We start from the raw sequence: 13652 nt of genomic DNA, 5'->3' as shown, positions 1-13652 counted from the left end.
GGAGTGGGCGCGCCGGCCGTGGGCGCGGACGTTCGCGCTGGTGCAGGGCCGCTACGGCTGGTCCGACGAGCAGGTGCTCGCCCTCACCCCCGCCCGTCTGCGGCAACTGCGGTCAGTGATCCTCGCCGAACGCCGCGAAGAGCACACCCTGCAGGTGACGTTGGCCGAGCGGATGACCCGCGAGCTCGTCGCCCACGTCCGCGCCGCCGCGGGCGACAAGGGCGCCGCGAAGGCCGCCGCGAAGGTCAGCTTCCTGTCCGCGCGCCGGGCCACCCCGGGGCCCAAGCAGCTCCCGTCGACCGAGGCCGTGATCAGACGGTTCGGGATGGCACCACCGAGCGGAGGATGACCCGTGGCAGCTGACGCCGGCACCGCGATCTTCCGGGCCATCGCCGACTTCTCCCGCCTGCGCAAGGAAGCGGCGAAATCCCGCGACGAGCTACGCGACCTGAAGGACGAGGCCGAGGACACCGGCGTCGCGCTCGAGCTGATCGACGGGGCCGCCGACAAGGCCGGGAAGGGGCTGGACCGGTTCGCGAAGGCGGCGGCGAAGGCGAAGCGGGACCTCGACGGGCTCGCCGATGCCGCCGTCGACGCTGGGGCGGGCATGGAGCTCGCCGCGGAGGCCGCGGACGATCTCGCGGACGAGCTCGACGACGTCTCCAAGTCCGCGAAGCGGGCCGAGCGGGCGCTCAAGGGCCTCGGGAACGAGGCGGTGGAGACCGCGGCGAAGCTGGAGGCGGCGGCGCTGGCGTCGGAGTCGCTCGGCGACCGCATGGGGTCCAGCTTCGACCGGGCCTCGGACCGCGGATCGAAGCTGCGCTCGGTGCTCGCCGAGATGGCCGACGTGCAGCGCGACCTCGGCCGCAACGTCGACACCACCGCCGGCGACCTGGGGACGCTGTCGCAGCGGTTCGGGCAGCTCGACGGCGCCGGGGACAACCTGGTCCGCCGCTACACCGAGCAGGGCGACGGGCTGCGCGCGCTATCCCGCGCCGGGCAGGACGCCGCCGCCGCGCAGGAGGTGCTGCTGCGCTCTCAGGAGCGGCAGGAGGACGCCGCCGGGCGGGTGCGGGTCGCTGAGGAGAAGCTCGCTGCGGCGCGGGCGAAGGGCAAGGCCGACGCCGGGCAGATCGCTGACCTCGAGGAGAAGCTGGCCGCGGCGCGCCGCAAGCAGGAGCAGGCGGCACGCGCGGTCGGTGAGGCCGAGGACAGCGTCGCGAAGGCGGCGCAGCGGACCTCGGTTGAGGTCGAGAAGGTCGCACAGGCGTCCGACAAGGCCGCGGGCGCCCACGAGCGGCACGGCAAGGCCGCCAGCAAGGCCGGCAAGGAGTTCATCCAGCTCGAGGCCGACACCGACCGCTCCGGGTCGAAGCTGCTGCGGTTCGCCACCATCGCCGGAGGCGTGGTCACCGCGCTCGGCGCGCTCGGCGGCGGCGCCGGGATGGCGGTCGGCGGGATCGTGGCGCTCGGTGCCGCGATCGGGCAGCTGTCCGGGCTGGCCGGGTTGCTGCCCGGTGTGCTCGGTGCGGCCGGGCTCGGCGTCGCGACCCTCAAGATCGGATTGCAGGGCTTCGGGGACGTCATGTCCGCCGTCGCCTCCGGCGACCTCAACGCGTTCAACAAGGCGATCGCCGAGATGGGCCCGCAGGCCCAGGAGACCGCGAAGGCCCTGTGGACGTGGTCGCCGGCCCTGCAGGCAATCAAGAAGGACACGCAGGAAGCGCTGGTCGGTGGGCTCGGCCCCGCCCTGAAGGACATCGGCGCGAACTACCTGCCGCTGGTCCACGACGCCCTGCAGCGCACAGCGCGGGCGTTCAACGGTGTCGCCAAGAGCACCCTGGACTGGCTGAACCAGCGCGGTCAGATCGACACCGTCCGCGGCATCCTCGGCAACCTCGCGCTCGCCCTCGAGAAGGCCGCGCCCGGCGCGAAGAACCTGGCGTCCGCGTTCCTCACCCTGTTCCGGGTCTCCTCGGAGCAGATGCCGAGCCTGGCCGAGGGGTTCGTCGGGCTGACGAAGCGGTTCGACGAGTTCATCCAGAAGGCCGCCGCCGACGGGTCCCTGAAGAAGTGGATGGACCTCGGCCGGGCCGCCGCAGCTGACCTCGGGGTCAGCCTCGGGAACCTTGCCGTCGTCCTCGGCACCGTGTTCACGATCGGCCAGGAGCAGGGCCGCGGCTTCTTCGACGTGCTGCGCACCGTCACCGGGGCGATGCGTGAGTTCGTCACCAGCGCCGAAGGCAAGGCGACGCTGACCTCGTTCTTCGCGAACATGCACCAGGCGGCGGTCGCGCTGATGCCGGCGCTCAAGGCCGCGGCGATGACCATCGGCCAAGATCTGGTGCCTGCGATCGCGTCGCTGGCCACGCGAGTCGGGCCCGGACTGGCGGACCTGTTCGACGGCGTCGGCGACGCGATCAACACCGCCCGCCCCGGCCTGGACTCCTTCGGTGTCAGCGTCGGCGAACTGCTGTCCGCGCTCGGCAACGCAGGCCCGCTCGTCGGGACCGTGCTTGGCGGGGCGCTACGCGGGCTCGGCGTGGTCGCCGCCCTCGCCGCGGGCGCGATCAACGGGCTGACCGCCGCGTTCAACGCCTTACCCGCCCCTGTGCAGTCGATCATCGGGCACGGCGTCGGCATCATCACGATGTTCACCGCGATCGTCGCCGGGGCCGCCCTGCTCGCCGGTGGCCTGTCCACCGCCGTGGTCGCGGTCCGCGTCTTCGCTCAGGGCCTGGCGCTGCTGGCCCGCGGCAAGGCCGGACTCGGCCTGTCGATGATGTTCGGGAACACGGCGAAGAGCGCCCGGAAGGCGCAGAAGGAGATCGGGACCTTCGGCAAGGCCGTCGGGAAGACGATCGACCCGCTGACCCGCGAGATCCCGCTGGACAAGAAGAAGGGTAAGGAGCTCGACACCCTCGCCGGGTCGAGCAAGAAGGCCGCTACCGACACGAAGACGTTCACCCGCGAGGTCGCCGCGAGCGCCCCGGCGCTGAACACCGCCACGAACGCGGCGAAGCGGACCACCGCGGCCACCGGTGAGCTCGGAAAGGCCGGGGCCACCGCAGGCCGCCAGTACCCGAAGACGCTGTCCGAGGGCATCAAGAGCGGCGCCGCGGCGGCCGGGACTGCGGCTGAGGGGCTCGCGACGAACGCGGGCGCGAAGGGCAAGGCCGCAGCGGGGAAGGCCGGCACAGAGGCTGGCCGGGAGTACCCGCGAACCCTGCAGCAGGGGCTGTCGCCGAACTCCGGCGGCATCGCGAACGCGATGACCGCCCCGATCGAGACCGGCGGCAAGGCGGCGACGGAGAAGGCCGGCACGCACGGCGGCAACGCCGGGCGCGGGTTCCTCTCGAAGCTGACCGGGGCGCTGCGCGGCGGGGTCGGCGCCATCACGGGGGCGCTCGGGGCGCTGATGGGCGGCTTCGGCGGCGCCGCGACCCGCGCGGGTGCAGCCGGCAACACGGCAGGCGGCGGGTTCATCTCCCGGATGGGAGCCCGCCTGCGGGGCGGCACGGCTCCCACGACGGCAGCCGGCACAGCAGCCGTCGCAGGCCTCGGTGGCGCCGCGGCGGCATCAGCAGGTGCGGCGGGCACGAAGGCCGGTGGCGGGTTCCTGACGAACCTGGGGACCCGGCTCCGCGGCGGCGCGCCCGCAACCACAGCCGCCGGCACCGCAGCGACCGCCGGGCTCGGTGGGGCGGTCGCGAACAGCGCCGGAGCGGCGGGCGCCAAGGGCGGCACCGGGTTCCTGACGCGGATGAGCGGCGCGCTGCGCGGCGGTGGGTCGCTGCTCGGGATCGCCGCCGGGGTCGGCCTGACCATCATGGGCTCCGACGCCCTGTCCAAGGCCCAGGAGCAGGGCCGGGTCACCGGCGACGGCTACATCACCGACGCCAAGGGCCACATCGACGCGGGCAGCACGCTGCTGTCCTCAGCGGCGCAGAACGCCTGGTTGTCGATCATCCCCTACGTCGGCACCGCCCTTGCGACGATCAAGACGCTGTACGACGGCGACCGGGCCGTCATGAAGGAGTACGCCGACCACAAGACGGAGATCCAGAAGGGGCTCACGCAGACCTTCGGCGAGGAATCCGCCAAGCAGGTCGAGACCGCCGCCTCGAGCGGCTCCGGGATCGTCACCTCCGGGCAGGTCTCCGCCGAGATGTACCAGCAGGCCTGGGAGGCCGGCTGGGACGGCACGAACAAGGCCGGCGCGGACGCCACCGCGTTCGCTCTGCAGAAGCTCGGCGAGCAGCAGGGCGGCTTCACCGGGTTCGTCGCGACGATGAACGCCAAGGCGCTGGAGTTCATCCAGTCCGTCGGCGGGACGCTCCGCGACGGCTGGAACTGGATCACCGGCCTCTTCGGCGGTGGGTCCGAGAATGCCGTGGCCGCGGCCGGGGTCCCGCTGATGCAGCTCGGCGGGAAGATCGGCGAGCCGGTGCAGCAGGGCGCTGCGGAGGCCCCCGGGTTCTGGTCGCAGGTCGGGTCGGCGTTCTCGACCGGAGCGCAGCGCGTGGTCGATGGGGTGTCCACCGACCTCGGCCGGGTCGGGACGTTCTTCTCGAGCATGTGGACCGGCATCACCGCAGCCGTGTCGACCGGGTGGACCACGGTCACGGGCCTGTTCTCCACGGCTGGGCAGGGCATCTCCACCGCCTGGTCGACGCTCTGGAACGGGCTCGGCACCATCGTGTCGACCGCTTGGACCGGCATCACGACCGCCGTTCAGACCGGGTGGACCTTCCTCACCACCCTCTGGACGACCGTCACCACCGCGCTCTCCACCGGCTGGCAGCTGTTCTGGACCGGGCTGACGACCGTTGCCCAGACGGCGTGGACCGGGCTCACCACCGCCCTGCAAGTCGGCTGGACGCTGCTCCAGACTCTCTGGACCACCTTCACCACGGCCCTGTCGATGGCCTGGCAGCTGTTCTGGACCGGGATCACCACCGCGGCCCAGACCGCGTGGACGCTGCTGCAGACCGGGTGGCAGGCCTTCACCACGCTGATCTCCACGCTGTGGACCACCTTCACCACGACCCTCACCACGGCGTGGCAGACCTTCTGGACCGGCGTTCAGACCATCGCCCAGACGGCGTGGCAGGCACTGCAGACCGGGCTCGGCGCCCTCCGCGACTTCTTCGCTCAGATTTTCCAGACGATCTCGGACACCACCCGCAACGTGCTGCAGACGGCGGCCGACGCGTGGCGCACGATCGTCGACACCGTCACGAACACCATCAAGACGATCTTGCAGACGATCGTCGACTTCCTCGGCGGTGTGTTCTCCGGGGCGTGGACGACCGCGCAAGGTGTGGTGCAGTCGGTGTCGGACGCCATCGGTGCCGCGGCCCGCGGGTTCGCCAGCGCCGTGAAGGGCGCCGTCGACATCGCCGTGGCCGCCCTCGACTGGCTCGTCGGGAAGGCGCAGGCGGCGGCGTCCGCGATCGCCGGGGCCCTCGGCATGGGCGGCGGCGGCAACATCGCCCCCGGCCCTCGCGGCATGGCCGCCGGCGGGGTCGTGCAGGGCATGGCGACCGGCGGCCCCGTCGAGGGCATGGCGTCGGGCGGGCCGACCCCGCTGCGCCGCAAGCCCGGCCCGGTGCATGGCTCCGGTCGGCAGGACAAGCACCACCGGCTGCTGATGTCCGACGAGTTCGTGGTGAACCGCCGCGACTCGAAGCGCCACCGCGCCGCCCTGGAGCTGATCAACTCCGGGCGGGGGGACGAGGTGCTGCCCCCCGGGATGGCCGCGGGCGGCTCGGTACAGGTGAAGTACGGGTCGATCCCGGACACCGCCTGGGACCAGCTGCTCGCGATGGGCTACCGGGGCGACCCGAACGACGACGCAGAAGCGCTGTACCCGTCCAAGCAGGACTTGGCACTGGTCCTCGGGAAGGGCGCGAGCCCGGCCGCCCCGGTGTCGACACCCTCGGCGGGTGGTTCCGTGCCCGCAGCGGGCGGCACAGGGGCCGCAGCGAGCGGTGGCGCGTTCTCCCCGGAGCAGCTGCGCGCGATCCAGGCGGCGGTCGCGGTGCTCACTGCGCAGCTCACCGCGTGGCAGACCCGGCTGCAGACCCTGTCGGCCACCGGGATGGTCCCGATCGTCTCGGCGACGCTCGGGCAGGTGCTGCCGGCACTGCGCTCCCTGCAGGCCACGCTCGGCGCGTCCGCGTCGGCGACGTCGAGCACGAACCAGACGATCGCCGCGTCCTACCAGCAGGCGGACCAGCTCAGGACGTCGTCGACGCAGCGGGCGACGTCGGCGATCTCCACGGCGTCCAACGCGATGGCCGGGACCACGAGCTCGGCGTCCTCGACGATCAACGCGTCGGCCGACCAGATCGTGGCCGCTGCCCAGCGGGTCGCCGCAGCGGCAGCCGCAGCGAGCTCGGCAGGCGCCGCCAGTGGCGGTGGGGACTGGCGGCCGTACAACGCGGCAACGGACCGACCGATCGGCACCCGCTACGAGGACGGGTCGGTCGAGACCGGGAGCCCGAAGCTGACCCCGCAGGGCGTGCAGAACGCCATCGCGCGGGTCCGGGCGAACAAGCGGGACCGTGGCGGCCGGATGGGCGCGGGCAGCTGGTACCGCAACGACACGGGCCGCCCCGAGTACGCGTTCACCGAGGCGCAGGTGCTCGGGAAGCGACGCCCGCCGGTGGACGTGTCCGGGATGCTCGGCGCGGTCGCACCGGCCGAGCTGTCCGCGCTGGCCGGCGACTACACGCCGGTGATGGCGCGCGCCGCGGACTTCGGCGACGGCGGCGGACCGCGCGGGTTCACGGTCAACCAGACCAACAACATCATCTCGCCGAAGGCGGAGGCCGGGTCGGCGAAGCTGCAGGCCGCCGGGCGTCAGGTCGCCCGCCGCGGGGTGGCGGCGCTGATGGAGAGGACGGGCTGATGGCGCTGACGCTCGGTGGGCTCGCCGGGGATCTCACCTGGAACGTGCGCACGAAGGGCTCGCGGTGGACCGCGGCCGAGCCGCGCGGCGACAACCTGGCCATCCCGGGGCGGGACGGGTCGGTGTGGCGGCCCGGGAAGCGGCTCGACCAGCTGTCGTTCGCGATTGAGGTGTGGCTGTTGGGCTGCGCCCCGGACGGGTCGATGCCCCGCAACCAGGACGCTCGGGCGCTGCTCAAGGCCCGCTACGAGACGCTGCTGCACGCGCTGCGCCCCCCCGGCACGTTGACCGAGCTGGTGGACACCGACACCGGGCGGCGCTGCTACGCCGAACTCGCGGGCGGCCCCGACCCGGACACGATGGCCGGCGGCACCCGAGCCGAGGTCGAGTTCGACGTGATCGTCCCGGCCGGGTGCTGGGAGGACGTCACTCCGTTCACGCTGGCCGACACGCCGATCGCGAACGGCACCACCGTCACCGTTCCCGGGGCGGGCGGGTCGCCGCTGCCGGTCACCGACACCGTGATCACCGTGACCGGGCCGGGCCGCAACGTGCGGATCACCGAGCCAGGTGGCGAGTGGCTGGCCTGGTCCGGGGACCTCCCCGCCTCCAAGCTGATCATCGACACGAAGGCGTACACCGCCAAGTACCAGGGCGGCACCATCAACTACCTGCCGCGGGTGTCCTGGTCGGCGGTGCCGATGCTCCCGATCCGCGCCTACCCCGGCAACCCCGCGCTCACCATCGCGATCGAGCAGGCCGGCGGAGCCTCCCGCATCAACGTCACCGGACGCCGCAGGTGGTACACGGCATGAGCTTCCCCGCGCTGCGCCTGCAGATCGTCGGCCCCGACGGGGCCTACGGCCGCCCGCTCACCGAGGTCTCCACCATCGACCTCACCTGCACCGACGGCGAACCCAACTCGATCGCGTTCACCTACGACGCCCGCCACGAGTCCGCGGACCTGCTCGACCACATCGTGACCGTCGCGCTGCTCGTCGGCGGCGTCGAGTACCCGGACATGCGGTTCGTCCTCGACGACTCCGGCAGAGACGAGGTGCTCGAGGAGGAGACGGTCGCCTGGTCGGCGCTGTCGGTGCTCGGGCAGCTCGCCTACGGGGTGGTGCTCCCTGACCTGGGGCTCGGCGACACCGGCGGGGTCGCCCTGGGGCTCACCACCCCCGGCAAGGCGCTGCGGACGCTGATTGAACGCTGCCAGGCCCGCGGGGTCCTCACGTGGGTGCAGCTGGGGTTCACCGACAACCTCGACTCGTCCGGGGCGACGTGGGCGCCGCTCGCCGGGGAGTACGTGGAGGCCGGCAAGACGATCCTCGACGTCGTCACCACCTGGAACTCGCGGCGCACCGCCACCGCCCGCATGGACGGCACCACGCTGCGGCTCTACGCCTACGGCAACCAGGGCGCCGACCGGTCGCAGGTCGCCGACGGGATGCTGCTGCGTGGCCGGGACCTGCTCGATGGGCCGTGGAACTCCTCGACCCGCGACGCCCGCTCGATCATGTGGGCCTACGGGGAGCTCCCGAACAGCGACCCGGACACGCAGCCCGGCGGCGGCGAGCAGCGCGGCGACGAGACCGGCACCACTTCCGGTGGCATCCCGCTGCTGCTCTCGGAGACTAACCAGTCCGCGTTCGACCGGTTCGGGCCCCGCGAGGGCTGGTTGTCCCAGCAGCAGGTCGAGTCCGAGTCGCAGCTGCGCGCGATCGCGTCCGGGTCGCTGGCGCTCACGAACCGGGCCCGCGACGCCTACGCCTACAAGCTCGCGCTCGGCGACGGCCCCCTCCCGCTGATCAACTGGGGTAAGGGCGACGTCCTGCAGGTCCGGGTGAACGGCCGCGACCGGCAGATGCGGGTGCGGGCGCTCACCATCAACCAGGACGCCAGCGGCGAGGTCACCGGGTCGGCTGCGTTCGGCGACCGCATGATGGACGCCGACGAGGAACTCGCCCGCTCCCTCGAGCGGCTGCAGCAGCTGACCGGCCAGTCCATGGACGGCGGCCTGTACAACGCCCCGATCGTCACCTACGACAAGCTCACCGACTCGGCCGCGGTCGACACGGTGCGGGTCAAGAAGTCCGAGCTCACCCAGGCCCAGTGGGACCAGCTGCTGCAGCTCGGCTTCCGCGGCATCTACGGCGACGACGACCAGCCCACCGATCCGTCGATCTACGTGCCCCGCGGGGTGCTGGTCGCGGTGAAGGCCGGCGCTGACGTGTCCTCCACCGGCGGCGGCATCGAGCTGGTGCGGGTGGTGCGCTCCAGCGTCACCGGCACGGTGTGGGCGCGGCTGCTCGAGCTCGGCTACACGCCGGTCGCGATGAACCAGGTCGACGAGGACGGCGACGGCGAGCCGGACGCTCCGCTGCCGGAGGACCCGGACGCGGTCGTCTACGTGCCCCGGGATGTGCTCACCGCGGCCACGAACGGCGCCGACCTGGTGTCGATCGACACCTCCGAGAAGTGGCTGCGAATCGTCAAGGCCGCCACTCCCGTCGAGATGTGGGACAAGTTCCTCGAGCTCGGCTACCGGCCGATCACGGTGGCCGCGGGCACCGCCTACGACGTCCTCTACATCCCGAAGTCGATCTACGCGCAGGTCGCGGCCGGGACCGGGCTGTCCAGCGACTACGACGAGGCCGGCGACTTCACCCCGCCGCAGCCGCCGAGCAACCTGACCGCCACGTCGTTCGCGCTCACCGACGGGCTCTACCTCGGGTCGTCGACGATCCGGCTGTCGTGGACGGCGAGCACCAGCACCGACGTCGCCTGGTACGAGCTCGCGTACCAGGACCTTGAGTTCGCGCAGGACCAGGTGTCGGGGTTCTGGCGGGAGATTCCGCAGACCACGCAGACGGTGGCGTCGATCGAGCGGCTGCGGCCCGGCTACCTGTACCGCTTCCGGCTTCGGGCGGTCGACGGCGCCTACAACGTCTCGGCGTGGCAGAGCCTGGACGTGCGTGCCGCGGTCGACACTGTGGCCCCGACGCAGCGGCCGACCGCCCCGATCGTGACGACGTCGATGTACAACACGATCCGGGTGGAGTGGGACGGCAAGGCCGAGGGCGGGGTGGCGTTCAACCCGGACGACGTGCGCACCGTCGAGGTGCACCGCTCCACCGCGTCGGGCTACACCCCCACCGCGGGAACGCTGATCACCACGATGACCGTGGTCGGCCGGAACACCGCCTCGACTCTGATCTACGGGTCGGTCGGCGACACCCACTATGTGCGGCTGGTGCCGGTCGACGTCGCCGGGAACGTCGGCAACCGGGCGGCCACCTGCTCGGCGCAGGCCACTGGCGCCACCGCCGACGTGTTCGCCTCCGGGCTGCCCGACCGGTCGGTGAACCCGGAGACCATCGCCTGGAACGACCTGGACAACATGGTCCCGGACGGCAGCTTCGAGCGGGACGGTTACCGCGCCGACGCGCTCGCCGGGCTGTTCTCCACCTCCCCCGACGCCGGCACGTGGACGCCGGGGAAGGCCACCGGCACCACGTTCACCGACGTGGGCCTCGCGACCCCGCCGGTGGTGTCCACCTACCCGGCAGGAGCGTGGTCGGGCGCTCCCGCCCCGACCGTCGTCGGGGACGCCGCCCGCAAGACGGGCAGCCTGCACGCCCTGTGGACCACCACCGGCGGGCCCGGGCCGCGAGCGTTCGACGCGGGCACCATGTACCGGCTCGAGGTGCGGTTCAAGGTGCAGGTCGACAGCGTCGCCGTCTCCGGCCTGACGCCGGTGTACATGGGGTTCGGTGCGCGCCGCTACGACTCGGCGTCGGGCACCTACAAGGCCCGCGCCTACGACGGGTCCGAGTCCGACGGCATCACCAACGACGTGCTGCTGCGGCAGTCGAACCTGTCGAGCACCGGCGGCGAGTTCACCAGCGTCATCTGGATCCGCGGCACCTCGAGCACCGCCCCGACCGGCGGCGCCGGGCTGAGCTTCGACACCCCGGCGGCGATGCCGAACGGCGCCACCCACCTCGCGATCAGCATCCGCATCGGCTCCGGCACCGACGGCGCCCAGTCCGTGGTCGACGTGCTCTCCGCCGAGATCCGCAACGTCGCGTCGCCGGCGTTCGACGGCCGCTGGGTGCTCGACCTCGCCGCGCCCCCGTCGGCGGGCACGTACCAGCGGCTAGACCTGCTCAAGACGCGCCCGTCGAAGGGCGGCGACGTGTTCTACGCCGTCGGCCGCGCCAAGCTCGTCGGGTCACGCACCAACCAGCCGGGGCTCGCGCTGATCGCCTCGTGGCGCGACGACTCCGACCGCGAAATCTTCGCCGCTGCGGTGTCAAAGTCCGGCGGGTTCACCCACGACGGCTGGTTCCAGTTCGAGGGCAGGCTCACGCTCGGAGTGAACCGACCCGACCTGCGCTCCGGGCAGATCGACTCGGTGACGATCTACCTGGTCGCGTGGAATATCACCAGCGGGCAGACGCTGCGCGTCGACGGGATCGAGCTGCGCCGCGCGCAGACCAACGTGCTGATCGCCGACCTCGCCGTCGACGACGCGAAGATCGCGAACGCGTCGGTGTCGAAGCTGACCGCGGGCACCATGAACGCCGAGATGGTGGTGGGCCGCGCGATCCGCACGCCCACGGTCGCGAACGGGGTGTCCACCGTCGGGCTGTACGGCCGGGCGGGCGGCGGGAAGGGCTACGCCTACTTCGGGGCGCTCGACGAGGCCGGGATCACCACCGTCGAGATCAACGGCGAGACCGGCTCCGCGAAGTTCGGCGGCACCATCACCGCCGCCGAACTCTCGGGGGCTATCAAGGTCCGCTACCCGACCGGCACCGGCTACCTGGAGCTCACCACTACCTCGTACACCCCGCAGGGCCTCCTGCCGGGGCTGCAGACGGTGTTCCCGTCGGACTCGTTCGTGCGGACCCCGTCGACGCTGGCGCTCGCCGGGTCGGTCGTGTCGATGTCCCCGTCGAAGTTCCACCTCACCGGCGCCGGCGCGAACGACCTGACGTTCTCGTCGCTGCAGCACCAGGTGGTGATCACCCGGAACCCGACGAGCACCCCGGCCGCCGACGTCGACGCGGTGCTCGGCCGCACCGTCATCGACCACCCCTACTGCCAGTTCCTGCTCACCGACCAGTCCTACCGCGGCACCCTCGGCCGCTACCCGGTGATGTGGATCCGCTCCGGGGCGTTCATCGGGGCCGCCGGCATCGGCATCGACCACTTCAACACCTCGAACTGGGGCGACGTCTACGTCGACGTCCTCAAGACGCAGGACCCCTACTCCGGCACGAACGTGTCGTACGCGCAGATGCGCGGGATCAGCTTCACCAACCAGTCCTTCACCAGCGGCAAGCGCGACATCCGCGAGTTCGACCTCGGCGCCACCTACCCGGCCCGGTTCTCGGCGCTCGAGCTGCTGCGGTCCAACCCGTCGCAGGTGTACCGGCGGCGCGACCAGAGCGACGAGCAGTGGTTCGTGGGGCCGATGGCCGACCGGATGCCGCCGTGGCTGACCCGCGCCGGCGGGTTCGGCGCCCACGACCTCGCCGGGATCCTGTGGCGGGCAATCGAGGAGCTCACCGAGATCGTCGATGGGAACCGGCGCACCATCGCCAGCCTCGTCGGCCGCAGCAAGGAGGTGCTCCCCGCCTCCGCGACAAAGGAGATGGTGAACGTGGAGCTCGCCAAGCAGCTCAAGCCGATCCGGCTCCTGCTGGGGATCAAGACGTGAGCGGCGACCCGCTCGAGCTGCCGCCGCCACGGACGTCGCTGTTCGACACGTTCGTGCCGCCACCACCGACGCCGGGGGACCTCGCCGAGGACTCGGCTGCGCGCCCACCGCTCGGGGACGGTCAGGGGCCGCGGCTCCCGACCGCCGTCGAGGACATGTACGCCAAGCACTTGCTGGGGCTGGACCCGGTCTACAGCGACTTCACCACCGAGGAGACGGCATGACCGCACCGACCGCACCCGAGGGACAGCGCGTGGCGATGGAGGACGTCCAGGACGTCTACGGAGCCCAGCTGGCCGCGCTGCATCACCAGGTGGCGGGGCTGACGCTGGAGAACCGGGCTTTGCACGCCGAGCTGGAGACGCTGCGGCAGCAGCAGCCGGGCCCGCTGCGCGGCGGAGATCCGGGAACGTTCGCGCCGCCCGTGGACCGCGAGCCCGCCGTGTGACGAACGAGCCCCGCTCCCCAGCGAACCGGGCACGACCCGGGATGGTCCCGTGAGCATCCCGGGTCGTGCCCCTGCTCGCCGCTGATGTGCGCGCCGCCTGCGTGAGTAAGCCGCTCGCACCGCGCCTGCTGCTGGGCATGGCCGTGTTCGATGGCCTCCACGGGGCGCTGCTGCTGCTCGGCGGCGAAGGCGGCGTCTCCTCCCCCAGCTTCCGCGCCATCCGGGCCTACGGCGGATTCGAGCTGTGGGGCTGGGGCAGTCTCGCCATCGGGGTCGCGCTGCTCGCCGCCGCGGCCACCTCCCGAACCGCTGTGTGGCTCGTCGCCACGGTCGGCACCGTCGCCTGGGCGCTCTACGTCGCCGGGTTCGTCGCCGCGCTGCTTGAGCCGTCCGGACCGCCGCTCCCCGCACCGCCGGGCGGGGTCGCCCCTTCCCCCGCTCTCGTTGGCCCGCTGGTCACAGCTCTGCCGACCGCCGGGCACCTGCTCGTTGCGACGTACTTCCACCACCTGTGGCGAGAGTGAGGTCTCGTGCTGCTCGAAGCTGGGACGGGGGCT

General features: G+C 72.3%; 7 protein-coding genes. All 7 read left to right on the top strand.

Features of this window, described 5'->3' with window-relative positions; translation table 11 throughout:
* Positions 1-40 precede the first annotated feature (40 nt).
* The 7 genes from QRT03_RS25765 (at position 41) to QRT03_RS25735 (ending at position 13619) form a co-directional block, all read left to right on the top strand.
* Positions 41-349 (top strand): hypothetical protein, encoded by a 309-nt coding sequence (locus QRT03_RS25765; RefSeq protein WP_286055991.1) that lies wholly within the window; start codon positions 41-43, stop codon positions 347-349.
* Positions 350-352: 3 nt separating this feature from the next.
* The gene (locus QRT03_RS25760; protein WP_286055990.1) at positions 353-6916 is read left to right on the top strand and encodes a hypothetical protein; all 6564 of its coding nucleotides are present in this window, start codon (positions 353-355) and stop codon (positions 6914-6916) included.
* On the top strand, positions 6916-7731 hold the full coding sequence (locus QRT03_RS25755; RefSeq protein WP_286055989.1) for a hypothetical protein: 816 nt from the start codon (positions 6916-6918) through the stop codon (positions 7729-7731). Before QRT03_RS25760 ends, QRT03_RS25755 begins: the two co-directional genes overlap by 1 nt.
* Positions 7728-12647 (top strand): fibronectin type III domain-containing protein, encoded by a 4920-nt coding sequence (locus QRT03_RS25750; protein ID WP_286055988.1) that lies wholly within the window; start codon positions 7728-7730, stop codon positions 12645-12647. The genes QRT03_RS25755 and QRT03_RS25750 overlap by 4 nt, the downstream gene beginning before the upstream one ends.
* Positions 12644-12871, top strand: a complete 228-nt coding sequence (locus tag QRT03_RS25745; RefSeq protein WP_286055986.1) for a hypothetical protein — start codon at positions 12644-12646, stop codon at positions 12869-12871. The genes QRT03_RS25750 and QRT03_RS25745 overlap by 4 nt, the downstream gene beginning before the upstream one ends.
* Positions 12868-13095 carry a hypothetical protein gene (locus QRT03_RS25740; protein ID WP_286055984.1) on the top strand — a complete coding sequence of 76 codons (228 nt, stop codon included), beginning with the start codon at positions 12868-12870 and terminating at the stop codon, positions 13093-13095. The genes QRT03_RS25745 and QRT03_RS25740 overlap by 4 nt, the downstream gene beginning before the upstream one ends.
* A 65-nt stretch (positions 13096-13160) precedes the next feature.
* A complete protein-coding gene (locus QRT03_RS25735; protein WP_286055982.1) occupies positions 13161-13619 on the top strand; it encodes a hypothetical protein in 459 nt (152 codons plus the stop codon).
* Positions 13620-13652 lie beyond the last annotated feature (33 nt).

The sequence above is a fragment of the Actinomycetospora termitidis genome (assembly GCF_030286555.1).
In the GTDB taxonomy this organism is placed as follows: Bacteria; Actinomycetota; Actinomycetes; order Mycobacteriales; family Pseudonocardiaceae; genus Actinomycetospora; species Actinomycetospora termitidis.
This window is presented reverse-complemented; position numbering and strand designations above follow the sequence as displayed.